Origin of the sequence: Labilibaculum filiforme (genome assembly GCF_002843315.1) — a bacterium.
GTDB lineage: Bacteria > Bacteroidota > Bacteroidia > Bacteroidales > Marinifilaceae > Labilibaculum > Labilibaculum filiforme.
Map to the genome: position 1 here is coordinate 1 of NZ_MVDD01000030.1, position 25138 is coordinate 25138.

Annotated in this window: 25 protein-coding genes; 21 read left to right on the top strand and 4 right to left on the bottom strand. The window is 34.6% G+C overall.

Features of this window, described 5'->3' with window-relative positions; all coding sequences use genetic code 11:
* The 7 genes from BZG02_RS19940 to BZG02_RS19970 all read left to right on the top strand — a co-directional run.
* The coding region (locus tag BZG02_RS19940) for an IS3 family transposase (protein WP_143470528.1) at positions 1–89 on the top strand (89 nt) is incomplete at its 5' end.
* A 28-nt stretch (positions 90–117) separates the two neighbouring features.
* Positions 118–561: an efflux RND transporter periplasmic adaptor subunit gene (locus tag BZG02_RS19945; protein ID WP_101263515.1), complete on the top strand. Its 444-nt coding sequence runs from the start codon at positions 118–120 to the stop codon at positions 559–561.
* Positions 562–620: 59 nt separating this feature from the next.
* A complete protein-coding gene (locus tag BZG02_RS19950; RefSeq protein ID WP_101263516.1) occupies positions 621–3749 on the top strand; it encodes an efflux RND transporter permease subunit in 3129 nt (1042 codons plus the stop codon).
* Between the two features lie 27 nt (positions 3750–3776).
* Positions 3777–5027: a TolC family protein gene (locus tag BZG02_RS19955; RefSeq protein WP_101263517.1), complete on the top strand. Its 1251-nt coding sequence runs from the start codon at positions 3777–3779 to the stop codon at positions 5025–5027.
* Positions 5028–5121: 94 nt separating this feature from the next.
* A complete protein-coding gene (locus BZG02_RS19960; protein WP_180335799.1) occupies positions 5122–5922 on the top strand; it encodes a DUF6268 family outer membrane beta-barrel protein in 801 nt (266 codons plus the stop codon).
* A gap of 170 nt (positions 5923–6092) precedes the next feature.
* Positions 6093–7799 carry a histidinol-phosphatase HisJ family protein gene (locus tag BZG02_RS19965; protein WP_101263519.1) on the top strand — a complete coding sequence of 569 codons (1707 nt, stop codon included), beginning with the start codon at positions 6093–6095 and terminating at the stop codon, positions 7797–7799.
* A 21-nt stretch (positions 7800–7820) separates the two neighbouring features.
* Positions 7821–8327, top strand: a complete 507-nt coding sequence (locus tag BZG02_RS19970; RefSeq protein WP_101263520.1) for a hypothetical protein — start codon at positions 7821–7823, stop codon at positions 8325–8327.
* Between the two features lie 4 nt (positions 8328–8331).
* Here BZG02_RS19970 and BZG02_RS19975 read toward each other — a convergent pair whose 3' ends face one another.
* Both BZG02_RS19975 and BZG02_RS19980 read right to left on the bottom strand, forming a co-directional pair.
* Positions 8332–8607, bottom strand: coding sequence for a hypothetical protein (locus BZG02_RS19975; RefSeq protein WP_101263521.1), 276 nt, complete (start codon positions 8605–8607; stop codon positions 8332–8334).
* 238 nt (positions 8608–8845) lie between these two features.
* Positions 8846–9682, bottom strand: a complete 837-nt coding sequence (locus tag BZG02_RS19980) for a Rossmann-fold NAD(P)-binding domain-containing protein (protein WP_101263522.1) — start codon at positions 9680–9682, stop codon at positions 8846–8848.
* 284 nt (positions 9683–9966) lie between these two features.
* On the opposite strand from BZG02_RS19980, the gene hemA reads away from it, so the two are divergent.
* From hemA to BZG02_RS20015, 7 genes are all read left to right on the top strand, one after another.
* Positions 9967–11220, top strand: a complete 1254-nt coding sequence (gene hemA / locus BZG02_RS19985; RefSeq protein ID WP_101263523.1) for a glutamyl-tRNA reductase — start codon at positions 9967–9969, stop codon at positions 11218–11220.
* Between the two features lie 101 nt (positions 11221–11321).
* On the top strand, positions 11322–12248 hold the full coding sequence (hemC, locus tag BZG02_RS19990) for a hydroxymethylbilane synthase (protein WP_101263524.1): 927 nt from the start codon (positions 11322–11324) through the stop codon (positions 12246–12248).
* 73 nt (positions 12249–12321) lie between these two features.
* Positions 12322–13314: a porphobilinogen synthase gene (gene hemB, locus BZG02_RS19995; protein ID WP_101263525.1), complete on the top strand. Its 993-nt coding sequence runs from the start codon at positions 12322–12324 to the stop codon at positions 13312–13314.
* 68 nt (positions 13315–13382) lie between these two features.
* Positions 13383–14414: a uroporphyrinogen decarboxylase gene (gene hemE / locus BZG02_RS20000; RefSeq protein WP_101263526.1), complete on the top strand. Its 1032-nt coding sequence runs from the start codon at positions 13383–13385 to the stop codon at positions 14412–14414.
* Between the two features lie 121 nt (positions 14415–14535).
* Positions 14536–15624, top strand: coding sequence for a formylglycine-generating enzyme family protein (locus BZG02_RS20005; protein ID WP_101263527.1), 1089 nt, complete (start codon positions 14536–14538; stop codon positions 15622–15624).
* Between the two features lie 181 nt (positions 15625–15805).
* Positions 15806–17080, top strand: a complete 1275-nt coding sequence (locus BZG02_RS20010; protein WP_101263528.1) for a double-cubane-cluster-containing anaerobic reductase — start codon at positions 15806–15808, stop codon at positions 17078–17080.
* A gap of 84 nt (positions 17081–17164) precedes the next feature.
* Positions 17165–17908: an acyl-CoA dehydratase activase gene (locus tag BZG02_RS20015; RefSeq protein ID WP_101263529.1), complete on the top strand. Its 744-nt coding sequence runs from the start codon at positions 17165–17167 to the stop codon at positions 17906–17908.
* A 55-nt stretch (positions 17909–17963) separates the two neighbouring features.
* On the opposite strand, the gene BZG02_RS20020 is transcribed toward BZG02_RS20015, so the two are convergent.
* Both BZG02_RS20020 and BZG02_RS20025 read right to left on the bottom strand, forming a co-directional pair.
* The gene (locus tag BZG02_RS20020; RefSeq protein ID WP_101263530.1) at positions 17964–18362 is read right to left on the bottom strand and encodes a permease; all 399 of its coding nucleotides are present in this window, start codon (positions 18360–18362) and stop codon (positions 17964–17966) included.
* Between the two features lie 182 nt (positions 18363–18544).
* On the bottom strand, positions 18545–19666 hold the full coding sequence (locus BZG02_RS20025; RefSeq protein WP_218972312.1) for a hypothetical protein: 1122 nt from the start codon (positions 19664–19666) through the stop codon (positions 18545–18547).
* Between the two features lie 445 nt (positions 19667–20111).
* On the opposite strand from BZG02_RS20025, the gene BZG02_RS20030 reads away from it, so the two are divergent.
* The 7 genes from BZG02_RS20030 (at position 20112) to BZG02_RS20065 (ending at position 25119) form a co-directional block, all read left to right on the top strand.
* Positions 20112–20525 (top strand): hypothetical protein, encoded by a 414-nt coding sequence (locus BZG02_RS20030; RefSeq protein ID WP_101263531.1) that lies wholly within the window; start codon positions 20112–20114, stop codon positions 20523–20525.
* Positions 20526–20536: 11 nt separating this feature from the next.
* The gene (locus BZG02_RS21235; protein WP_281253725.1) at positions 20537–20668 is read left to right on the top strand and encodes a hypothetical protein; all 132 of its coding nucleotides are present in this window, start codon (positions 20537–20539) and stop codon (positions 20666–20668) included.
* A gap of 1210 nt (positions 20669–21878) precedes the next feature.
* Entirely contained in the window at positions 21879–22229 is a 351-nt protein-coding gene (locus BZG02_RS21390; RefSeq protein ID WP_180335800.1) for a helix-turn-helix domain-containing protein, read from the top strand.
* 547 nt (positions 22230–22776) lie between these two features.
* Complete coding sequence (locus tag BZG02_RS20050) at positions 22777–23217, top strand: hypothetical protein (RefSeq protein WP_101263535.1); 441 nt, start codon at positions 22777–22779, stop codon at positions 23215–23217.
* Between the two features lie 86 nt (positions 23218–23303).
* Positions 23304–23510, top strand: coding sequence for a hypothetical protein (locus tag BZG02_RS20055; protein ID WP_101263536.1), 207 nt, complete (start codon positions 23304–23306; stop codon positions 23508–23510).
* Positions 23511–23979: 469 nt separating this feature from the next.
* The gene (locus tag BZG02_RS20060; RefSeq protein WP_101263537.1) at positions 23980–24606 is read left to right on the top strand and encodes a hypothetical protein; all 627 of its coding nucleotides are present in this window, start codon (positions 23980–23982) and stop codon (positions 24604–24606) included.
* 66 nt (positions 24607–24672) lie between these two features.
* The gene (locus tag BZG02_RS20065; RefSeq protein ID WP_101263538.1) at positions 24673–25119 is read left to right on the top strand and encodes a hypothetical protein; all 447 of its coding nucleotides are present in this window, start codon (positions 24673–24675) and stop codon (positions 25117–25119) included.
* The last annotated feature ends 19 nt before the right edge of the window (positions 25120–25138 follow it).

Sequence of the window (25138 nt, forward strand, 5' to 3'; positions counted from 1 at the left end):
AAGAATACATAGATTATTACAATAATAGTAGAATAAAGACTCGTTTAAACGGAATGAGTCCGGTAAAATACCGAACTCAATCTTATTAATTTATTTTATAACCGTCCAACTTTTGGGGTGCAGTTCAATCTTATTGTAGGTATCGATTTAAATAGTTTGAATGGTGTTGTAGAGGGAAATCAGGTGACTGTTTATTCCGAAAATACAAATGGCAATTGGTTGGGTACAGTGAGACGAATTAGCCAAAAATTGGATGCTGAGACGCAAATGGTTAATGTTTACATAGCTGTAGCTGGAGAAAATTTGAAAGAAGGAATGTTCTTAAACGCAAATGTTCAACTAAAAAGAGATGTATTCGGACTTGAAATTCCTCGAAAATTACTGGTGGATTCGGAGTCTGTGTTTACGGTGAATAATGGAATTATTGAGCAACAAAAAGTAGTGGTAGTTCAAAAGAAAAAGGATGTTGTAGTGGTAGAAGGTTTGGAAGATGGCGTTCAGCTTGTATTAAAAACATCAGGAGTTCATAAAGGAATTGCGGTAACTACTCGCGAACTGTAAGCTCCTAATTTCAGAGGAAAATTCAGATTAATCTGTTAACAATTAGAAAAAAAACGCACATGAAGTCGTTGATAAATTATTTTTTAAAATATCCTTTTGCAGGGAATCTTTTGGCAGGAGTATTTATTTTACTGGGAATATTTGGTTTGTATTCCTTAAACTCCTCGGTGATGCCTCAAATTGATCCGGGAATGCTAACTATTACAGCAACTTACCCTGGTGCTTCTCCCGAGGAAGTTGAAAAAGGAGTTGCTTTAAAAATTGAAGATAACTTAAAAGGAATTAGTGGAGTTGAAAAGCTTACTTCTTCGTCCAAAGAGAATTTTTGTTCCATAATGGTTGATTTGGAATCGGGTTACGATCCTAATATTGCCTTGCAGGATGTGAAAAATGCTGTAGATGGAATTAGTTCGTTTCCGGCTGCGGTTGAAAATATTAGTGTGTCGAAAAAGGAATTTACTATTTTGGCTATTTCAATGTCTTTAAGTGGAGATATTGATTTAAAGGATCTTAAAGTTTATGCCCGTGCAATAGAAAATGATCTAAGAGCTATTGATGGTATTTCACAAGTGGATTTGGATGGATTTCCAGATGAAGAAATAGAGGTTAGTGTAAATGAGGATGCTCTAAAAGCGTACGACATTACCACTGATGAAATATACAATGCGGTTGCAGCTGCTAATATCGAGCAAACAGGAGGATCTATTCGCGGAGAAAACGAGGAGTTGAGAATTCGTATTCGCGAAAAGCAATACTATGCAGAAGGATTTAAGGATATTGTAGTTCGTGCGCAGGGAAGTGGCGGTACCGTTCACTTAAGCGATGTGGCTGTGGTTACCGATAAATGGGATGAAGAACCAAATCGAATTTATATCGATGGCAATCCAGCAATTAAAGTGTCAATTACACAAACCAGTCGTGAGGATATTTTGTTTATATCCGAAGCTATTAACGAGTATGCTGCCAAATACAATTTGGTACACGATGTGGTAAAACTAAATGTTTTGCAAGATAATTCTTCATCTATTAAAGTGATGCAGAATATTTTAGCAAATAATGGTATTGTTGGGTTCTTACTAGTATTGCTGTTTCTTTCCCTTTTCTTAAATCATCGTCTTTCTTTTTGGGTGGCTATTGGAATTCCTATTTCGTTTATGGGAATGTTTATGATTGCAGGGATGTACGGCCTTACCTTGAATCGTATATCATTATTTGGGATGATTATCGTAATTGGTATTTTGGTAGATGATGGAATTGTAATCTGTGAAAACATATTTCAACATTACGAAAAGGGAAAATCAGCTTTGCAAGCTGGTATCGATGGAACATTGGAGGTGATGCCAGCGGTATTTTCTGCAGTATTAACAACCATAGTAGCTTTTTCTGCCTTTTTCTTTATAGATGGTATCATTGGAGAGTTTTTCAGGGAGTTGGCATTTGTAGTAATATTTGCTCTTCTTTTCTCTTTAGTGGAGGCATTTCTTATTTTACCTGCTCACGTGGTGCATTCGAAAGCCCTTCGAGCGGATAAAAAAGAATCTAAAATTGAAAAAATATCGACCAAGGCTGTTAGTTACCTTCGAAAATGGACTTATGAGCCATTGATTCGTTTTTGTTTAAATAATAAATTGGTGACAGTAGGTTTATCCATCGGATTGTTAGCCATGACCGTTGGAGGATTAAGAGGAGGAATTATTAGAACGGGAGACAGTTCGGTAGATAACAACGATTACATTGATGTTGAATTGGAAATGCCTGCTGGAACTCCCGAAAATGAAACGCTTCGTTACATGCAACGGATTGAGGATGCAGCCTTTGAAGTAGGAAAAGAATTTCAATCAAAAAGTATTACGGGAGATCCTATAATTACCGGGTCGGAATTGAATATTACTGCTTCGAACGTAGGAAAACTGAAGGTGTACTTGTTGGGAACACAAAAAAGAGATTTTATTTCTACGGAGTTTAGTAATTTATTAAAAGACAAGGTGGGTGAAATTCCACAGGCTCAACTACTTAGTTATACGCAGGAGAGCCATTTTGGGAAAGCAGTGTCTATCTCTTTGCAGAGTAGTAATTTGGAAGATTTGTACCTGGCAAAAAATGAATTTAAATCAAGATTATCCAAAATGGAAGGTTTAATGAATGTTCTGGATAATGATGAGTTGGGAATGCGCGAGATAAAACTAAAATTAAAGGACAGTGCTTATAAATTAGGCTTAACGCAGAGCAGCCTTTCGAGCCAAGTAAGGGCAGGATTTTACGGAAAAGAAGTACAGCGTTTGCAACGTGGAATAGATGTGGTAAAAGTTTGGGTGCGTTATCCAAAAAATGAACGCTCGTCGGTTGGGAATCTAGAAAATATGAGAATTAGAACCAGCGCAGGTGGTGAGTACTACTTAAAAGATGTTGCCGATATTATTTACGAGAGAAATTTAGTTCAAATCAACCACTTAGACAGTCAGAGGGAAATAACTGTTGAAGCTGATGCGGCCAATACAACAGTGAATATGTCGGAAATAAATAGTGAAATATCCGATCATATTTTACCCGATTTAAAAGCAAAATATCCAGGACTTAGATTTCGTTACGGAGGACACGAGGAGAATCTACAGAAGGCGAAGTCTTCAGGAATTCTTATTGCTCCGGTCATTTTGGTTCTTTTGTTTGCTATCGTAATTTTTACCTTCCGATCTTTTGCTCAGGCTTTCTTAATTTTTACTCTTGTTCCTTTTGGATTTATAGGAGTAGGATGGGGACACTGGATTCATGGTGTGGCTTTGGATATGCCATCTTACCTGGGAATGGTTGCTTTAATGGGAGTTATGGTAAACGATTCGATTGTACTCATAAGTACTTTTAATGAGGAGTTAAAAACAAGAAAAGATTTTATGGCTGCTATTTATGATACTTGTGTTTCTCGATTCAGACCAATTGTATTAACCTCTTTAACTACAATAGTTGGTATCGCACCATTAATTATTTCAAACGAACCCGAAGCCAAAATGGTAATTCCAATGGCTATTTCAATGGCTTATGGTTTAGCTACAGCAACTTTTTTAAATCTGTTATTGCTTCCAGTATTATTGGTAGGGGTAAACTCCTTAAAATGCAAATTTCAATGGTTGATTTCAGGAGTAATGCCATCAAGAGAAAGTGTGGAGACTGCAGTACAAGAACTAACTCGCTAGTCTGTTTTAGGATAAAATAAGAAAAACATGAAGAATAGAATCATAATAATTCTGATCATTGCATTCACCGCTGTTTTTGATGTAAATGCTCAGGAGGCATTAACGCTGGAAGCTTCAGTGGAGCTTGCACTACAAAACAACCTTAATGTTAAAGTTGCTAAAAATGACGCAACAATAGCCACTAATAATGCAACTGCTGGAAATGCAGGCCTTCTACCTACCATCAGTGGTAATGGGGCTGTAAATTACACAGAATATAGTGCCGATGAGTTAAGCTCTTCGGCTGGCTTAAATTTATCCTATACCTTATTTGATGGTTTTGGTGGAAGATATTCCTATAAAATTCTGAATCTGCAAAAGGAACAAGGGCAACTTCTCGCACGATACGAAATTGAAAATATAATTGCGAATGTAATTTCGGGCTTTTACCAATTAAGCAAATCATTCGACGATTTGGATGTAGCTGCTCAAAATATGGATATTTCTAAGGAACGTTTGTTACGAAATCAATCGAAATATGAGTTTGGAAATATCAATAAATTAGAAGTCTTAAATGCAAAAGTAGATTATAATAGAGATAGCAGTACCTATTTAAAAGCTCAACAGCTTTATGAGGAATTGCATCGCGAAATGAATGTGTTGTTGGGGCGAAAAGCAGAGGTTGAATTTCAATTGATTCCAGATGGTTCCGAGTTTAATGTGTTTGATTTGAGTGAATTAAAGAAAAGTGCATTAGAGGAAAATGCAGAATATCTTATTCAAGCAAGTCAATTGGCAGCAGACGAGTTGGCGCTGAAGAAAGCAAAATCTGGACAGTTGCCATCTATTGGTTTAAACTCTGCTTATTCCTATTACGAAAACAAAGTTATGGGAAGTAATTCTAATACTCAATTAACAGGAGGCTTAAGCATGAGCTTTACTATTTTCGATGGAAAAAAGAAAAAAATTGAAATTGCCAATGCTCGTATTCAAAAGCAAAATACCGAAATGGAATATCAGGATAAAATGTTAGAACTGGAAAAGGATTTAGTTAACGCCTATGCTGATTATAACTACAACTTAAAAGTTTTGGAATTAGAACAGGATGCTTTAGAGGCTGCCAATTTAAATTTTGAACAAACCAAAGAATACTACCAACTCGGTCAAGTAAGTTCAACAACTTTTCGCGAAGCACAGTTAAATTTGGTGGAAGCTCAAAATAATAAATCATCTGCAAGGTATGATGCAAAAAAATCAGAAATAAACATTAAGAAAATTAGTGGTATGCTACTGCAATAGAGTTTGGTAGTTCAATTTTTAATGGAAATAGATGATGAAAAAATATATAATAGTTTTTTTTGTATTGTGCATATCTATAACTAGTAAGGCTCAAATGAGTAAGGATTTGGCTGGAGTAGATTATAGTACCATAGGGAAAGGATCTGGCAGTAAAGGCGCTGGTTTCGAAAAATATAGTTTTAGAATAACATTGCCTAAGCGATTAAAATCCTCGGGAGATATGTTACTAAATAAAATAGAGTACTCAAAAACGAATATTAATTACAAATCAGACCCTGGTTTGGGAGGAGATGTATCTAATTTTTATTCTGTAACGTATTCTTTGGGATATGTGCATAAACTCAAGAATGATTGGGCCTTAATTTCAACGTTAAGTCCTAGTGTGTCCTCAAATTTTAGCTCTTCAATTAATTGGGAGGATATTCGATTGTTTGGGATGCTTATGGTTTCAAAACAAATAAACCCCAATAAGAAGCTTGATTTTGGGGTAGCCTATTCAACAACATTAGGAAGACCTTTTCCGATGCCGATGTTTAATATGATGTGGAAACTCAATCAAAAGTGGACTTTTAATTTAGGTTTTCCACGAATGGCTGTTCTGTATCAATTGACTAAAAATACAACATTAGGAACCGACCTTTTCATGACTAGAGATAATCTCACATTGTGTGATGATCTTTATAAGGGCAATCGAAAAATAGATAACTTACAAATAATGAATTTGGGTGGAGGAATTGAAGTAAGCCAAAAGTTGTCAAAATATTTAAAGCTAAAGTTGAGTTCTGGATATACATTTTATCGTCAGTTTGATTTTATGAATGGAGGCGACACAGTAAAAGAATATGACTTAGATAATAACCTATACATTAAAGCTGGAATCTCTATTGGGATGTAGCTGTAAAAATCTTGTATCGTTGATTAGAGTTTTGTAGTGGAGACTTTGATTAGCCCGTCTTCCTTTTATGGAAGATGGGTTTTTTATTTATAACTCTTTTCCAAGACTTGCATTTACTTTCTATTCAAATGACTATTTTTACTCTACTATTAACCACAAAGAGTAAGTAAATGCCACAAAAAAACATTGCCACACCCGAATATTTTATTTGGGAGACTCATGGAATTCACACAGGTACAGGAAACGATCATGTTAAGCATGGTGTTGATGAATTGGAAAAGATTACCGAATTAGCAATTGCGAAAGGACATCCAAATATTGCATTTATAATACATACGCCACGTTTAACTCGCTACAGATATACTGCCGAGAAACGTTTGGGAGTGAAATTTATACGTGGCGATCATGCTTATTTTAATTATCCAAATCAAATAGAACAGCTGAAAGCAAAGTACGGCAATCAAATTAGTATTCGTTTTGGAATTGAATTGGAGTGGTTGGGTCCCGATTTAGGGATGCAATGGAATCGATCGAAAATTTTTCAGGCACAAGATGCTGATTTTGTGATTGGTTCTCTTCATTTCTCTAGAGAAGGAATTCCATACGATGGTTCGATTGAAGAAACGAATGAGCTAATTGAATTACGAGGTGGATTGGAGAATTACTGGGGCGGATACATCGAAGAATTAATCGAAATGGTCGATTCTACCTGGGAGATGATTCAGGTAGTTGGCCATATCGATTTGCCAAAATTATTTGCGCCAATTCCTCAGCCTTTATTCGAGTTAGATTCTTCAGATCATTTTCTTGCTCGTAGAATGCGGTTTTTATTAGAAATGATTAGCGAATACAACCTTGCTTTGGATGTAAATTTGGCCGGAATTAATAAAGGATGTGGTATTTATCCCGATATTTCGATTTTAAAAAGAGCAAAACAGCTCGATATTCCTATTGCTTTAGGTACCGATACGCATACCATACAAAATTTGGGAAATCACCACGAAACAGGTATTCGTTACGCTCACGATGCTGGCTACAAGCATTATTTAAGTTTTTCGAAGTGCATTCCCGAAAAAAGACCTCTTCGAAATCAGTCGTTTAAAGAGGAGGAATACAAAGTAATGAATTTGGGAATAGAAATGCTAAATCTTCGCTTTGAGGATAGTAAGCAACGACGAATTCCAAAATTTTCTTTCGGAGGAACTTTTAGAACCTTTTTAGAGCATCATAAAAATGCGACTTCTTTAGGTGAATTTGAAGCTATCCGAATCCGAAAAGGAAATAAATCAATCACAATAAGCAATACCATTCCACAAAATCAAAACGAGAAAGTAAAGGGACTGTTTTCTCATCATAAAGATGAACCGGGTGTATTGTCGATGATATTTAATGCATTAGCATCGGAGGAAATAAATGTGGAAACTGCCTATTTAAATGCCAATAACGACGGAACTGCAACCGCATTTTTAACCCTTTCGGGAGATGATGATTCTGTTTACGAAGCTGTGGAGTTTGTTAAAGGAACTGGTGGAGATAGTTTTATCGAAATAAGGGTGGGTGATATTCTGGAAATGCAACAATTAAAGAAAAACAAGAATTATATATTGGAAGTGGATGGAGTAAATTTACCAATCGCAATTAGCAAGCAAATGATTCTGTCTATCCATAACAATACTGCAGGAATCTTACTAATTTTGCTTTCGGCGTTGGCATCCCAAAATATCAATGTAATTGATTTAAAGTTAGGACAACGGGGACAAAAAGGATATGCCATTTTAGGAATTGAAGGGAATGCCCAAAATGCAGGTAATGTTTTAACCAAACTAGGACCACAATTTTTCGAAACCACACATTTATCTTTAAATGGTGTTGAATAGTATCATTTTAATTGATTTAAGTTGAATAACACAACATCCAATTCGTACGAATACATATCGAATATTATCGAGTTTTACCGAATTCAACCAAGAATTCAGGATCTACAAATAGAAAAGGTGGAGGAATACCTATTGGTGATGAATGCACATTATCAGAATTCTATACAGGAAATTGAAGCGTGTATTGACTCGCAGGAACCAATTAGTATGGAGGAGCTTGTAGATATTTTAAATTCGTACTTGAATATGGTGGGGGAAGAGTTAAGTAAGATTTTTCCAAATGAAGAAAGAGAAATTGCGCCCATTCATTTACATTCTAAACATGAAATAAGCGAAATTCAGGCAATTGAATTGTATCGAAATTTTAATGGTAGTAAGAATTTGTATCGAATAAATGAACAACTTACAGCTCTGGAAAAGGATATTTACGAAGGTGATTTTGTGAATAAATTAGCAGTTTTAACAGAAGATTTGCTGTCCAGAATTAATTCTGATCTTATTGTTAAAGTGGATGATTTAGTAGGCTAATTAATTAGCCTACGGCCTTTCGAGGAAGAAATTGAATTGCAATTGGTTCTTCGTCTTCTAACTCCTTAATCATTTCAAAAGATTGTGATTCCAGAAATTCAATCGCACTTTCTTCACTTTTCCATTGAAAAAGAATAATATGCTCATGACGTTTTCCATGGGCTTGATAAATCTCGCAAGAGAGTTCTCCGCCAATTTTACGATATTCCTGAAACTGATCGAATGAATTTTTCCAGCTAACGTAATTTTTTATAGACTGTTTAATTAATAAATATGTCATTAGTTGTAGTTGTGTTGTATTCCTAATTTAAAAAAAAAGAAGAAACAAGCTTACAATAAATTGATTACAGGTTAAAAATACAGGATGATTATATCTTTTTTTAGTACAAAAAGGAAATTCAATATGCAAATGTTTAATTAAAATTAAATAAATTGTATTTAGCAAGAAAATCTGTTCCACCTACCAACAAAAAACGTTGATAAATAGTCTAAAATAGAGAGGAAGTCATTTTTTTAGACTAAAATACTATTGCATCAATTGGGTTATTGTATTTAAAAGTATAATTTGTGCGAATCAGTTTTTCAGAACTTATTGTTTTGCAGGAACTTTTTTTGGAGACAAATTTTGGAATTTCAAAGCCTCCTATTTTAGTCGCGGTTTTATAAAAATCTTCCCGAGTAGGGTGCTCAGGACAACAAGCATTATAAATTTCGCCCCATAAATCATTTTCTATTAAATGAAAAATAGTACCAATACAATCATCTCGATGGATTAAATTAACAGGGGTTTGGCCTTCCACAGCTTGTTTCATTTTAGAAAAAAAACGACCAGGTTTTCGATCATAACCTATCAATCCACCAAATCGAATGATACTGGTTTTAAAATTTTGTTGTAAAAGAAGTATCTCTTCAACTATACGCAAGGCCTTCCCGCTACTTTTCTCAGGTGTTTGTTTGTTTTTTTCGGTAACCAATTTATTTACATTAGCATAAACCGAGGTCGAACTTATAAAAATCACTTTTTTAATCGTAGAGAATTGTAACTGGTTAATTAAGGCTTTAATTTGTTGGGAATGATACTCTTCGATAGCTTCTCTTTGTTTTGGTGGAAAATTGATGATTAGTAGATCTGAATGAAAAAAGTCAGCATCAAAATCAGCATTAATTTCTGGATCAAAGGAAATTAGGTAAGGATTAATTCCTTCAGTTGACAATTGCGATAATTTTTCTGGCGTAGAAGTCGATCCATTAATTTGGTAGCCTTTTTTAAGTAAAAATTTCGCCAAAGGCAGTCCTAACCAACCACATCCCAAAATACTTATGGTTTTTTCTCGTCTAATAAGCGTTTTATTCATCTGTTTGTGTCTAAATATATCGGCGATCAAATTTATATTTAATTTAAACAATTAAATATTTTTAGAATATATAATTATGAATAAGGAGTAATTATTTTGGTATTTAAGATATTAAAATCCTTTTAGCGCATATAAGCTTTCCATAATGTACAAAGTGCTAAGCAGAGTATTGGTAAAGGAATCGAAAACACAAGGATTTTTGAATAATTACTTTTATATTTGACACAGTTTACGTGGTGATTCATTTATGAATTTTGGGTAGACTTCAAAATAAATTTCGTTTTATGTCGTCACAAATACGAGAAAATTTACAAAAATTATTCGTTTTAGGAATTAGTTATAAGAAAACAGCTCTTGATGTTAGGGGGAAATTTTCGTTAACTGCAGAACAGCAGGAAAATTTATTAAAAGAGGCAAAAGAAAATCAAATTGATGGTTTTGTAGTACTTTCTACATGCAATCGCACCGAAATCTATGCTCACTCAAACGAATCGGAGTTAATTACTAATTTATTTCTAAAATACAGCGAAGGTAATCGTGAGGATTTTGATTCCAATGGTTATACTTTGTTTGGTAATGATTGTATACATCACTTATATAGAGTTACTTCCGGATTGGATTCTCAGATAATTGGGGATTTTCAAATTGTTGGTCAAGTTAAAAATGCGGTTCATTTATCCGAAGAAATGGGAATGTTGAATCCCTTTTTAAACCGACTGTTCTCCTTTGCCTTTCAAGCAAGCAAAAAAATAAAAACAAATACCGATATAAGTAAAGGTGCAGCTTCGGTTTCACATGCTGCAGTTCAGTATATTAAGGATAAGGTTTCCACTTTGGAAACATGCAATTTTTTATTGTACGGTACTGGCGATATAGGGAAAGATACTTGTGGTAATTTATTGAAACATATGAATAACCGCTCGCTAACATTAATTAATAGGACAGAGGCAAAGGCCGAAGCGCTTGCAAGTAAATTTAATGTTAAGTTTCAGCCTGTAAGTAAATTAATGGAGGAGGTTGCAAAATCGGAAGTGATAATTGTTGCTACTGGTGCATCACAACCAACTTTATTGCCCGAGCATTTTGTGGGAAGTAAGGAATGTAAATTAATTTTGGACCTTTCGGTTCCTAGAAATGTACATTCGGATATAGACAAATTAGATCATGTTTTGGTAATTACAGTAGATGAATTGTCGAAGCATATTTCGGATGCTATTCAGCAAAGAAAAGATTGCATTCCACAAGCCGAAGGTATTATTTACGGATCGATTGCCGATTTTTACAGCTGGCTTGAGGTGAAATACTTGTCGCCGGTAATTATTGCATTAAAAGAAAATTTACAGAAAGTTCAACAAAAAGAGTTGGATTATCACAAAAATAAATTGACGGATGATGAATTGAAAAAAGTGGAACATATTACCAGCAATATTGTAAATAAAATTGCTAGAGCATGTATCAATCACTTAAAAGATCATCACAAAAAGCAATCCAGCCCTATGGAAACAATAGAAATGATTTTTAAAGATATGGATTCGTAAAGCTTTGTAAGCTTTCAATAAAAAGCTGTATAAACCTTGTTTTATATGGCTTTTTTATTCTAGATACTATTAAATTATAAACTTCCTGAAAATAGAAAACGATGATTTCTAAAAAGAAAATAATTGTTGCTACTCGTCCCAGTTTACTTGCTTATACGCAAACTATGCAGACTGTAGAAATATTGAGAAATGCCAATCCTGAAATTGAATTTGAAGTGAAAAAATTTAGCACGCAGGGAGATCGGGTGCTAAATCGTTCTTTAACAGAGTTTGGTGGAACGGGAGTGTTTGTAAAAGAGCTCGAGCATGCTTTACTCGAAAACGAAGCGGATATTGCCATTCATAGTTTAAAAGATGTTCCTAGTGGGCATCCTGCAGGATTAGACTTAGTCGCCTTTCCAGAAAGGGAAGATGCCCGGGATGTGTTTTTGACACGTGATGGCAGTTCTTTTGAAGATATGCCGGAAGGATTTATATTGGGAACAGGAAGTCCAAGAAGAAGAGTGCAATTTGCTAATCTCCGTAAGGATATAGAATTTAAAGAAATTAGAGGAAATATTGATAGCCGTTTCCAAAAATTGATAGATGGCGAATACGATGCAATTATATTGGCTGCTGCAGGCTTAAATCGTATGGGAAGAGAATATGATGATAACTTACTGTTGGATATCGATTTATGTATCCCTGCTATCGGACAAGGTGCACTTGCTATTGAATGCCGTAGCAACGATCTTGAAACAATTGCAATATTAGAGAAGGTAAATCATCGCGAAACGGAAATTGCAGTAAAAGCTGAACGGGCTTTTATGGCTGAAATTGAAGGTGGATGTAAGTTTCCGTTGGCGGCTCATGCTGTGGTTACCGATAATATTGTAAATATGCTTGCGATTGTTGGCGATTTAAAAACGAATCAATTCATTGTTGAAGAAATAGAGGTTTCGGTAGAGGAATCGGCCGAAAAATCGAAAGAATTAGCCATGAAGATGAAAGAAATATGTAAAGAAAAAGGAATTAATTTTTATCTTTAATTTCTGATGTGTAATTCTTCAAAATGATTAATTTGACATCTAATTTATACACTAATATAATAAATACAACATTATGAGTTTAAGACCTCTTTTCCCAGAAACACGATTAAGAAGATTGCGTTACAGCAAAGTAGTTCGCAACATGGTTGCTGAAACCGCTCTTTCTGTAGATAATTTAGTAATGCCACTTTTTGTTTGTCCGGGAAAAAATGTTCAGAATCCAATTAAGAGCATGCCTGGAAACGATCAGTTATCTGTGGATATGTTAGTAAAAAAGTGTGGGGAATTGTTAGAGTCAGGCGTGAAGTCGGTACTGCTTTTTGGTATTCCTGAGTCGAAAGATGAAGATGGAACTGTAGCTACACACGAACATGGAATTGTACAAAATGCAGTTCGTGCCATTAAAGAAACTTACCCTGAAATGTATATTATCGCAGACATCTGTAATTGCGAATATACTACTCACGGTCATTGCGGGACTATTGTTGATGGGGATGTTGACAACGATCAAACATTAGTTACATTAGCGGCACAAGCAGTTTCTCTTGCCCAAGCGGGAGTCGATATGGTTGCCCCTAGTGATATGATGGATGGTCGTGTGGGTTATATGAGAAAAGCATTAGACGAGAATTGTTTCGAGAAAATGCCAATTATGGCATATTCCGCAAAATATGCATCTGGTTTTTATGGCCCATTTCGAGATGCTGCAGATAGTGCTCCTCAGTTTGGAGATAGATCTACTTACCAAATGGATCCTAGAAATAGCGATGAAGCTATTCGTGAGGTGGAAATGGATATTGCAGAAGGTGCTGATATTGTAATGGTAAAACCTGCGTTAAGTTATTTGGATGTTATTTATAGAGTGAAAAACGAATTTAATGTTCCAGTTGCAGCTTATAACGTTAGTGGCGAGTTTTCGATGGTGAAAGCTGCCGAAGCTAACAATTGGATTGATGGAAAACGGGTAATGATGGAAATTATGACTTCTATTCGAAGAGCTGGAGCGGATATTATTATTACGTATCATGCTAAAGAAGTGGCAGATGTCTTAAATGGTAAAATATAGTTGAGTATACAGCATCGTATTAATTTTTACCCTACTAATACTACTAACAACCTACTGATTACTGAAATATGAGTGAATCAATTTTTTTAGATACAATCAACGGAATTAAGAGAGAGAGACCACCAGTGTGGTTCATGCGTCAGGCGGGCAGAGTACTTCCTTCCTACATGAAACTACGCGAGAAATATGGTTTTAAGGAAATGATGGAGAATCCAGACTTGGCAGCACAGGTAACTTTATTGCCTATTCATGATTTAGGTGTTGATGCTGCGATCTTGTTTTCCGATATTTTGGTGATTCCAGAAGCTTTAGGAATGGAATTGAGTTTTGAAGGAAAAGGACCAAGTTTTTCCACTGCATTAAAAGATGTTGCTGATCCTTTATCTTTCCTAACCGATAAGCCTGAAAAATTAGAGCATATTTATAAAGCGATCGATTGTATTTTGGAGACAAAACCGAATGAGATTCCTTTGATCGGATTTTGCGGAGGTCCTTTAACTACTTTGTGTTATATGTATCAAGGTTTTAGTCGAAATCAGAATTTTCCGGATTTTGTTCCTGCTATTTATCGCGATAAAGCATTGATGAAGAAGGTAGTTGCTAAAATTACCGAAATGAGTATTCATTATGCCTTAAAACAAGTAGAACATGGTGTAAAAGCTTTTCAGTTGTTTGAAACGCATGCTGGTTTAATCCCCGTTGAATTGTACAAAGAAGTGTTTTTACCATCTGTAAAGGCAATTCTAGGAGCGGTTCGCGAAGCAGGAGTAAAAACTATTTACTTACCAAAAGGATTAGGAACTGGTATTAATATGGTAAATCATGATTTATGTGATTGTGTTAGTGTTGACTGGCAAATGCCATTGCATGAGGTGAGAGGAATTGTAGGAGAGGAAATGATTCTGCAAGGGAATTTCGATCCTCGTATTTTGGAGGCTACACCACAAGCAATTGATCAGGAATTTGAATATTTCCTGAACTATGGCCGGAAAGACCACAAATGGATTTTTAATTTAGGACATGGTTTATTGCCATCAATACCTGTTGCAAATGTGGAGTATTTGGTGAAAAAAGTAAAAGAAGCGGATTGGGGAAGGTAAAATAATCCATAAAAAATAGAGAATGAGGTGTCGGTTTTGGCACCTCATTCTTGTTTTATTATAAAATAGATTCCTCAAATTGTTATCTTCGTAATTCTATAAAATTAATCAAAATTGAAGCATGAGTAAAATTCATATTTATTGCAGTATCGTAGCAATAGTATTTGCAGGCTGTAAATCAACACCGAAAGAAAAATCAACGATTGTAGAAAATATTACCGAGAAACCGAGTTGTTGTGAAAATATACCAGACCGTTTTGCCACTAATAAGCAGGCGAAGAACGATGAAATGGCTTGGATAGAAGGTGGTACTTTTAGTATGGGTGGAGACGATACACAAGCTCGTGACGATGAATTTCCAAAGCATGAGGTTACTGTTTCGGGATTTTATATGGACGTTCATGAAGTAACGAATGCTCAATTTTTGGCGTTTACAGATGCTACCGGATACATAACCGAAGCAGAGAGAAAACCAGATTGGGAGGAGATTAAAAAGCAATTGCCTCCTGGAACACCAAAACCTGACGATAGCGTTTTAGCTCCTGCATCATTAACTTTTTTTGCGCCAAATCATCCGGTTAATTTGAATAATAATGCAGCCTGGTGGGCGTGGACCTTAGGTGCAAATTGGAGACACCCTCAAGGACCAGATTCATCGATCGAGAAAAAAATGAATTTCCCAGTTGTACATGTTTCTTGGAATGATGTTATGGCTTATTGTAAATGGGCTGGTAAACGATTGCCAACCGAAGCAGAATGGGAATTTGCTGCACGAGGTGGTTTAATTGATAAAGTGTACCCTTGGGGGAATGAAAATATTGATACCGGTAAAATAAAAGCGAATTCGTGGCAAGGTCAATTTCCAAATATAAATGACGAAAAGGACGGTTTTTACACCGCGGCTCCAGTTAAAACATTTCCTCCAAATGGATATGGTTTGTACGATATGGCAGGAAATGTTTGGGAATGGTGCTCAGATACCTATCATTACGATTATTATAAAACAATAAAAGGAGCGAGTGTTAATCCTAAAGGACCAGAAACAAGTTACGATCCAAATGAGCCTGGAGTATTTAAGAAAGTAACTCGAGGTGGTTCATTTCTTTGTAATTCAGCGTATTGTTCTGGATATCGGGTTGCGGCGCGAATGAAATCGAGTGTGGATACAGGCATGGAACATACTGGTTTTCGTTGTGTAAAAGATAAATAAGCTTTATTTAATGTCGTTTAAAGTAGAAAAGTCACCCTTGTAGGTGGCTTTTCTATTTTTTATGCGCTGTGGATGTAGGATTTAAAAATAATTTTATGTTGAAAAACTTACTACAACAGTTAGGATTATTTTTTTAGGATTTCTATTTTTGCAATCGTAAATATATAAATATAGAATCACAATGGCAGATTACACAAAAATGTGGACTGATCTTGGTTTAAACCTTGATAATCATGATGCTTTACTTGCAAACTTAGGTGGAGCATACCAATCTATTTTCATGACGCAGGAAAATCGTCCGGCAGGCATGGGATATTTCGATTTTGTAATGAGTGAAGCGCATGGCCTAAGAATTCAGGAGTTGCGCGAAGAGCAGGAGGCAGGTCGAAAGATTATTGGTTCTTTTTGTGTTTTTGTTCCCGAAGAAATTGTTTTAGCAGCTGGATGTACTTCGGTAGGTTTATGCTCTGGTGCTGATTTTGCTCAAGAAGAAGTTGAAAAGGTTTTGCCTCGTAATACTTGTTCATTAATTAAGTCATTTTTTGGCTTTAGTTTGGGTAAAGTTTGTCCGTATATGGAAGTTTCTGATCTTATTGTAGGAGAAAATACTTGCGATGGAAAGAAAAAAGCTTTTGAAACTTTCAAAGAAATGGTTCCTAATTTTTACCAGATGGATATGCCTCAAAATAAGGCTCCGATGGGAAGAAAATTATTAACACATGAGTACAAAGCATTTCTTGCAAAGTTGGAAGAGATGACTGGCAAGAAAATTAGTAAGAAAGATTTGCAGGAAGGAATTGCGATTGTAAATGCAAAACGTGCAGCCTTAAGTAGATTGGCTATACTTCGTGCTGCAGATCCTTGTCCAATTTCTGGTTTAGATGCTTTGTTGATTAATCAAATTGCCTTTTTAGATAATCCAGCTCGTTTTACCGAGAAGCTGAATGCTCTTTGCGACGAATTGGACGTATTGGTAAAAGAGAAGAAAGGTGCAATAGCCGAAAAAGCTCCTCGTGTTATTATTTCTGGTTGTCCTATGGCAATTCCAAACTGGAAAGTTCCTGCAGTTATTGAAGCTGCTGGTGCGGTAATTGTTGGAGAAGAATCTTGTATTGGTGAGCGTGGACAACGTAATGCTACCGATGATTCTGCCGAAACACTTGATGGTTTAATTGATGCAGTTGTAGATCGTTACTTTAAAATTGATTGCGCGGTATTTACTCCAAATCAAGAGCGTGTAGAGCATATTAAGGAAATGACTAAAAATTATAATGCTGATGGTGTAATTCATTATGGCCTTCAATTTTGTCAGCCTTATATCATGGAATCTTTTTCGGTTGAAAAAACCTTAGAAAAGGATGGTATTTCTGTATTACGATTAGAAACAGATTATAGTCAGGAAGATATGGGACAATTATCAACTCGAGTAGAAGCTTTTGTTGAAATAATTAAATAAAAAGATTTGCAATATATAGGAAGACTGAGCGGTTTCTAACTTCTCAGTCTTTTTATTTTTATCGAAATATTTACTGAAAATAGCATGATACAAGCAGGGATAGATATTGGTTCTAGAAGTATTGAATTAGTAGTAATTGAAGAGGGAAAGGTGATTGTTAGCAGACAAGCTGAATCTGGTTACAATCCGGTGGAGCGTGTACAGGAATTACTTGCTGATATTTCGTTCGATAGAATGATGACTACTGGTTATGGTCGGGCTAGTTTGGAGATTGCTTTTGATTATCCGACAGTAACGGAGATTAAAGCATACGGAACTGGCGCTGCAAGTCTGCACCCAGGTGTTCGTGGAATTCTTGATATTGGAGGACAGGATACCAAGGTTATTTCTTTGAATGAAAATGGCAAAGTTTCCAAGTTTGAAATGAATGATAAATGTGCTGCAGGTACCGGTAAATTTCTGGAAATGATGGCAACGACTTTAGGTTATCAGCAACACACGCTTGGCTTAGAAGCTTTAAAAGGGCAGGAGGGAATAGAAATTAATAGTATGTGTGCTGTGTTTGCAGAGTCGGAGGTAACTTCTCTTTTGGCGAAAGGTTGTCAGCGTGCAGATATTGCCTTGGCTATTCATCAATCGGTGTGCCGACGAGCTGTTGGAATGATTAAACGACAGGATTTAAAAACTCCCATATTATTTGCCGGAGGTGTTGCAAATAATGCCTGTATGATACATCTTTTGAAACAAACTTTTGGTGATGATTTAATTATTCCCGAATCTCCACAATTTGTGGGCGCGTATGGTGCTGCTGTTTTAGCTGGTCTTTAATAAGGAAACAAAAAACCACCCTAAGGTGGTTTTAAGAATTGCCTAAAGTTAATAATTATCGATATTCTTTTTTTTCGAACTGCTTTAGCTTATCAATGTCCCGCTGAAATCTTTCCATTAAATCTTTCGAGAAAGAGTTAATCAAGTAATGTTCCTTTGATGTGGTTTCATCAGAGGCTTCAGCAACAATCTTCATGGCAGTAATAAATTCGTCGTATTGTGGTGCTGGACCATAAACATGACAAAAATTAATCACCTTATTATAAATTTCTTCCACAGAAGAATTGTGCGATTCTTCAAATTCAAACGACCATAAAATTTCGGAGCCAAGCGCATGATTTTTTAATAGTTGTGTAAGCGTTTCTTTATCTTCTTTCTTAATTACTCCATCAGCTTTTGCCAAAGCATATAGCAATTCCCCGAATACTTCGTATAATTTTTCTTCCTTTCTCATTGCATATGATTATAATTTTAAGTTTTTGCCATATGGAACTTACCATGCTGGGAAAATCATCTCCCTTTGTGTCAAAACACCCTTGTCATGGACGTTTCATATCTTTTTTAGGTAGATACCAAATATCACAAACCGTTACCTTTCAAGTTACTACATTTGAATGAGAATTGTATAAGAAATGATCAATCAATAAAAGAATTTGTTACATCAATTTTTGTGTCGCTGTGCATCGAAATACTTGGGTAAACCGGATACCAAGAGCCTCCAATGTTGTTTTGAATTACCGAATTATCTATAGAAATGTTGCCCGTGTGGTTATTTGTAACAAAGAAAATTGCAGCACCATGTGTAGTTACTTCATTTCGCTCAATAAGAGTGCCACGAACATCTAAAGTCATGGTATTACCGTCGTTATAGATTGCGCCACCACTTCCGCCTCCCGGAGTTCCCGATTGTGATGGATTTCCGCCATTTCCAATTGCTTGATTGTAAGAAAATAAGCTATTTATAATGGTCCACGATACTCCAATACTACTAATTGCACCACCATTAGAACCTACATTGCCATAACCTTCGGCACCGCCAAAAGTGCAGTTCACAACATACACAGGTTTGTTTTCATATTGACTAAAAACTCGGATGGCACCACCACCAACATCAGGACCTAAATCGGCACAAACATTATTGAAGAATCGGCAGTTAACGATTTTTAAGCGACCACCTCGAACCCAAATTGCACCACCTCCATCATATTCTTTTTCAGATTTTGAATTGCCGTTAATAAATGTGAGATTTTGAAGGGTTAATTGAGGATGATCTTGATTTTGACAATGAGAAGTGGTCCAATGTTGATCTGGATCGCAGGTGTTCATGTATAAAATACGCGTTTTGCCTTCGCCACTTAAGGTGATTAATCCGCCACCATCAATAACCACATCAGTACTGGCATCGTTAAAAATTTTTGCAGCTTCACTTAGTTTTATTGTTATTGGTTCGGTTCCACAGTTAAATACGATTTTTCCTCCTTTGGCAACGGCTTCAATAAATGCTTTGGCCGTGCAACTTTCAGGAGTACCATTTCCAATAACATGATCTGGATCCGAGACATCTTCCAATCTTGCATCTGCAGGGATAGGAGAGTCGCCATCCGGATTTCCGGCACTGGGACCATTGTCTGATATTTCAATTAATTCTTGACTTTGCTCATTGTCATCTTGCTTATTCGAAGAGCAACTTTGAAGAAGAATAAAACAAATAAAAAGAAGACAGGTGAATATTCTAATATTAGAAGGTATGGATTTCATTTAAATAGATAATTAAAGATGAACAATCGAACTACCTAACGCTTACATTTTTTGAATAGTACTATTTATTATAGAAAATCTAATAAGCTTGCCCAAACTTACTATTTATAAACGATTTTATTGGAATATAAATACAGTCAGAATATTAATAATGAGAAAAAACAAATTTTATTTTTCAACTCTGTTTGTGTAAAATTTAGGAGAAACTCTTGATCTTTTAGTAAAAAGTTATACATCAATATTAGTAAAAGTTGAAATGTTAAATTGTCCTGATTTACAAGGTTAATATAGAATTTGGGTTTAATATGTTTTATGGATTTATCGGATTATTTTACTTAACCAAACTGTTACTTGTAAACAAATTCGTACAGAAATAGAATATACATTAGTCATAATATGTACTTACCTTATGTAGTAAACAATAGAATAAGAGAAACTACATTTTATGCGAAAACTAAAAAAGCTTTTTAATAATTTATATTCTTTTGATAAATATTTTTTAGAGATATTTTATAGACTAAAGGATAAAACATGCTCAAAAAGAATTTTATTATTGAATTTTTTAATTAAAAAAAAGAGTCAATGTCTAAATACAGAGTATTTAGACGAATTCGGTAAAGCTTTTCACGCATTAGCAAAAAACAAACGATGTTTACGTTTAGGTATGAAGTACCTGTTACTATTTAGAATTTTAAGTCCATTAATAAATAAGGCATTAGCACGCATCATTTACAAACGAAACTTCTTACTATTTAATGAGTGCATAGGGTATGGTAAACTTGTTGTATTAGATGCTGGTCTTAATGCATGTCGCGCCAGAAGTAGCTTATGCGTTAAAGGAATGGAGTACAAAAATTAAAAGAAAGTTTGATGCTGAATGAGAAAAAATTAGGCAAGAAAACCTATAAGCATCAATTGAGAATGGGTATTGTTCCAAAAGCTGGTAAACTCACATCAAGTCTTAAATGTGTTGTAGCTTGTGAAACACTTTCCTCTGATTAGAAAAACTGTATTTACGTTTGATGGAAAATTTTGCCTATACCATGAAAATGGTGTGTGGGTGTGTTGCGCTCAAGAATATTCACATTGGGACATTTATAAGGAGGCACGAAAGTTCCTTTTTGTAGATCCAACTTATACTATGCATTCTTGTCATAATACCCAAAAATTTTCTGTTTTCGTCTATATCAACCTTTCTCATGTGAACATTTCCATTTAAATCTACATAATAGCAAGCCTGCATTGTAGCTGGTAATTATTAAGAAGCTTTAATTGGTGTAGCAGATGTTTTTTCGATACACACAAATACCTGAATATCGATTTATAGCCCAAAGCCTAACCTAAGACTTATTAAAAAGGGCCTTAGGTTAATGGTTTATCGACGAAAAAAGAAAACTCAATTACAGCTGCAAAAAAACAATTTAAAAAGGAGTGAAATATGTTTTACCAAGTATAAAGGTCCGAAGAAAATAAGAGCCAATCTGTTGTAAGTGTTCTTGCTTGAAAGGGACGTGGACCTATTAAAGATTAATAAAAAGCTTTAGCCAGCAGAATTAATCTATCTCGGACTCTAAACATATTCGATCTCTCTGTACCACGAATAATGTTGCATTATGCCTAGTATAAATCTGACTTTTTTGAATGTGAATAATTGTTTAACTCAATAATAAATAAATGAATATGTGTAATTATTATGTGAATTATATTGGAGAAATGAAGTCGGTGATTTCATATCCGATACCAGAACTTTCATCTTTGATCGAAAAATACGTTTTTTATGAAAATAGAAATATAACAAACGATATTGTGTTTAAACCACTATCAAATGGTAAAGTTGAATTATTTCTTCATTATGACAATAGTCATTTGTACATTTCCAATTGTAAAAAAAAATAAAAGCCGATAATATATTTACAGGGATTTCAGATATGAACTCTAATTTATTATTTCAACCAGTTTCAGGAAATGAAAATTGCTATAGGGGAGTTTTAATAAGTTTTAGTTTCGAAGGAGTATGTAAATTATTAAATACAGATTTAAATAAGTTCACCAATAAGGTGATGCATATTGAATCGGTGATGGGTAATGATGGAAAGAAATTAGTTGATCTAATATCAAAATCAGCGACCCAATCTGAGAAAGAACATATTCTTAATCGTTTTTTCAAAACATTATTAGATAGAAAAAAAAACAGTTAAATATTCACCTACAATTGGTATGTGAATATATAAATGAAAAAAATGCTTTTTGCTCAGTAAACGATCTTGCAACTCTCCTCAATTGTTCCGATAGAACTATCCGCCGTTTATTTAAAAATGAACTCGGAATTTGTCCTAAAACATACCTTAAAATAATTCGCTTTAATCTCCTCTGTAAAAAATTAGAATCCTTTCCCGATTTAGATTGGTTCGACATAGTTTGTGAGTGTGGATACTATGATCAAATGCACTTCATTCACGAATTTAAATCTATTATGAACTGCACCCCACAAAGCTTTATGAAAAAATGTAAAGGTAGGTTCTACTTTCACAGACCCTTTTTAATTGAATATATCGGTAAATGAGAAAAAATAAAGAAAAATAATGCATGTCCGTTTTTTACTATGGTGAGTCTATTACCTGACGTAAATTGCATATATGAAAACGAACGAGGAATGACATTGAATCAACATAAAAATAATCAAATGAACCAAAAGTTTAAGAATAGTAATGAGATAAAAATAAGAAAGGAGGTAGCTATGATTAGAGCTGAACCAATGTTATAAATAAGAACTTTGAATTGTCGATTAGCTAATTGTATGCAAGTGATTCGAGATTCATGATAAAAGCGAGAAATTCTTTACTCAGGTCATTTTTTACATACTCTTAAAAAATGGAAATGGCTATTGAAAAAGAATTTCTGGCAACACTAAAACAACCAAAGAAGATTGAAAATTCTGTAAAAAATGGTTCACACTCATGAGTGAATTTTATTTCACCAAAATAGAGGAATAAAGACCACTATTAATAAAGATACAATGGAAATAAAGACCATTGTTTTTTAACAACTTATTATAGGCAACTAAAGGAAAAGCCCGTAACAAAACATCTAAAATATAAAAGAAGGAAATTATGAGTTACTTAAATATAAGTGAAGCAGAACGCATCATTACAGGTGAAGAATTCAAGAGATTACAACCTATTGTTGAAAAAAATCAGATGGCAATTCGATGTAATAAAGGTAGCGAATACAAAGGTGGGGATGGTTACAACCTAGAGGTAAATATATCAGATAATGATGTGAAATTTGCAACTGCTCTCTACGCTTCAATATGTTTTTCTCAAGATACCATTCAATCAGGAATAGACTCGTATAAGCTCTTGTTGCTGAAAAAGTGTGCTCTTTCATCATCTGAGACTTATAAGTACACGCAGGGAAGTGACGTATATAACACGCTTTTTAAATGTAGTGGATTGGGGAAAGACGCTACTGTGATATTTGCATTGAATATGAATGATAGTGCAATTACTATGGCAAGACGTGTTGTTGAAAAAATCCTAGAGTTGAAATAAGTCGACTATCATCAACCGTATTAAATCGATTGTTGAAATAAAGAAAATCTTATAACAAAATATTTTATAAAATCAGGAAGGAAATTATGGCAAAAATTAAAACGAAAGACCTAAAAATACACATTGAATCTCACGGTGGTACTTTGGAACTTTTAACAAATGGAAATTATGATATCCGTAAGAACGGTAAGTCTGTAAATATTGGCAAACCAACAAATGACAGATGGGAATGTCCGCAACTAAGAAGAGCTTGGGGAGATGCTACTGGAATTCCAAAAATTGATGGATGTTAGCCTTCAATTAGTATGTTTTAGCGAGCGAGTTTGAAAATAGTATAAAACATTTGCTAAATCCCAAGGAATAGGACAAGTCAATTTACTAGTTAATAGGAGTTTATGGTTGTCGGCAAGTTGAGGATTTTAATCAATAAACTTATCAAATAATTTTTTTTACAAACCACGATAGAGAATTTCTCAGATTAGTGATACAAGTACTGGAGCTTATCCAACAATAAACTAATTGTCATAATTTTAGATGAATTCTCCGTAACTTAATAAACAGAAAGGAGGTGAATAGATATGAAACTGTTCACATAGATTTTGAAAAGTATGCTATTCGCATTGGCTTGCCAATAGCATACAAGTAAGGTGTAAATACCACCTTATAAAGTAATTCAAAAACAAATCCACAGAAAATCTGTGGTATGGTATTGACTTAGTTACAACTAATACCATTTACAATATTATTAAAAAAACAGAAATAATGGCTACAGAAATTAAATTAAATTTTATTAATGAGTCGAACGACCAAAATAATTCGCAAGTAGTATTTTTCCAAAAAAACATTGCAACTGACTATGATGAACTTGCTGTTGCATGGAAAGTAATTGAAAATTGTGCTACGGGCTGGCAACATCCATTTACTTATCCTATGACAATGAAAATAAGTGCTGCCGATTCATGGGGAAATGAAATAATTGAACCAATTGTAGCATCAAATGGTCAGCTGTTTCACGTGTTTTCTGATCCATCTGGTGATCAATTGACTTATCAAGGGCCAGGAGCTAGCCGAAATGAAGTTCAGTTAAGAAACGATCTTACCAATGGTTCTATTGATGCTAAAATTTATAAAAATGGAAAATTATTGGCTGTTAAAACCGGTGTTTCTCCTGATCAAAAAGCTGTTTTTCAATTTAAACCAACGTTATGGGTGGGAGTGGTTTCTCAGATTGAAGAAGGTCAAGTGATGAATTCTGCTATTATTTCTGATGTGAATACAGAATTAGGTTTACTAGGGGTAGCTTCTGCCGATATTGTTATGTCTGGCGGTGGAGTTGGTAAAAATGCAACAAAATTCCAATTTACATTAGAGAATATTGTTTATGCTTAAACATAAAGGGAGTGGCTTGCCACTCCCTTTTAATTAAAAATTCTAAATAAATTAAATACTAAAATCATGTATAAAACAGACATTTGCTCTCCACCGCTTAGCATAGAAACAAGACTATTTAATATCCCTGGTGGCGAATTAGAAGACATTTTTTTCACCTTCAATTTCAATATTCAAAAATTAAACACTAAAGATGAAATTACATTTACGTTGGATCTAAATCCATCTTTATGCAAGGAGGAAGTACAAAGCTCTCCGCCAGCAGAGTTTAGTGTTGAAACCTATAAATTTGAACCGAGTAAACAATGTTTATTTGAACATAATACACCAGAAGGCTTTTATGTAAAAGGAATAATTAAAATAATTAGTTTCAACAATCCTATTGGACAGTTTGATGAGAATCGTAAAAATTTCTTGTTTGATATTTCAACAGGACATAATGATAATACTCCTCATGATATTAAGGGCTTGTTTGCACTAATTGATCCTTCTTCTTCTTTAACGGATTTATAATATCTATAAAAAAATAAAA

What these genes read in the sequence shown, in the direction of transcription:
- hemE (WP_101263526.1), top strand. Translation starts at nt 13,383, where the DNA reads ATGAGTGAATCAATTTTTTTAGATACAATCAACGGAATTAAGAGAGAG.
- BZG02_RS19975 (WP_101263521.1), bottom strand. Translation starts at nt 8,607, where the DNA reads ATGACATATTTATTAATTAAACAGTCTATAAAAAATTACGTTAGCTGG.
- BZG02_RS20060 (WP_101263537.1), top strand. Translation starts at nt 23,980, where the DNA reads ATGGCTACAGAAATTAAATTAAATTTTATTAATGAGTCGAACGACCAA.
- BZG02_RS19955 (WP_101263517.1), top strand. Translation starts at nt 3,777, where the DNA reads ATGAAGAATAGAATCATAATAATTCTGATCATTGCATTCACCGCTGTT.
- BZG02_RS19950 (WP_101263516.1), top strand. Translation starts at nt 621, where the DNA reads ATGAAGTCGTTGATAAATTATTTTTTAAAATATCCTTTTGCAGGGAAT.
- BZG02_RS20050 (WP_101263535.1), top strand. Translation starts at nt 22,777, where the DNA reads ATGAGTTACTTAAATATAAGTGAAGCAGAACGCATCATTACAGGTGAA.
- hemA (WP_101263523.1), top strand. Translation starts at nt 9,967, where the DNA reads ATGTCGTCACAAATACGAGAAAATTTACAAAAATTATTCGTTTTAGGA.
- BZG02_RS20015 (WP_101263529.1), top strand. Translation starts at nt 17,165, where the DNA reads ATGATACAAGCAGGGATAGATATTGGTTCTAGAAGTATTGAATTAGTA.
- hemB (WP_101263525.1), top strand. Translation starts at nt 12,322, where the DNA reads ATGAGTTTAAGACCTCTTTTCCCAGAAACACGATTAAGAAGATTGCGT.
- BZG02_RS20065 (WP_101263538.1), top strand. Translation starts at nt 24,673, where the DNA reads ATGTATAAAACAGACATTTGCTCTCCACCGCTTAGCATAGAAACAAGA.
- BZG02_RS20025 (WP_218972312.1), bottom strand. Translation starts at nt 19,666, where the DNA reads ATGAAATCCATACCTTCTAATATTAGAATATTCACCTGTCTTCTTTTT.
- BZG02_RS20030 (WP_101263531.1), top strand. Translation starts at nt 20,112, where the DNA reads ATGCGAAAACTAAAAAAGCTTTTTAATAATTTATATTCTTTTGATAAA.
- BZG02_RS19980 (WP_101263522.1), bottom strand. Translation starts at nt 9,682, where the DNA reads ATGAATAAAACGCTTATTAGACGAGAAAAAACCATAAGTATTTTGGGA.
- BZG02_RS20005 (WP_101263527.1), top strand. Translation starts at nt 14,536, where the DNA reads ATGAGTAAAATTCATATTTATTGCAGTATCGTAGCAATAGTATTTGCA.
- BZG02_RS20055 (WP_101263536.1), top strand. Translation starts at nt 23,304, where the DNA reads ATGGCAAAAATTAAAACGAAAGACCTAAAAATACACATTGAATCTCAC.
- BZG02_RS19965 (WP_101263519.1), top strand. Translation starts at nt 6,093, where the DNA reads ATGCCACAAAAAAACATTGCCACACCCGAATATTTTATTTGGGAGACT.
- BZG02_RS21235 (WP_281253725.1), top strand. Translation starts at nt 20,537, where the DNA reads ATGCTGAATGAGAAAAAATTAGGCAAGAAAACCTATAAGCATCAATTG.
- BZG02_RS20010 (WP_101263528.1), top strand. Translation starts at nt 15,806, where the DNA reads ATGGCAGATTACACAAAAATGTGGACTGATCTTGGTTTAAACCTTGAT.
- BZG02_RS19960 (WP_180335799.1), top strand. Translation starts at nt 5,122, where the DNA reads ATGAGTAAGGATTTGGCTGGAGTAGATTATAGTACCATAGGGAAAGGA.
- BZG02_RS20020 (WP_101263530.1), bottom strand. Translation starts at nt 18,362, where the DNA reads ATGAGAAAGGAAGAAAAATTATACGAAGTATTCGGGGAATTGCTATAT.
- hemC (WP_101263524.1), top strand. Translation starts at nt 11,322, where the DNA reads ATGATTTCTAAAAAGAAAATAATTGTTGCTACTCGTCCCAGTTTACTT.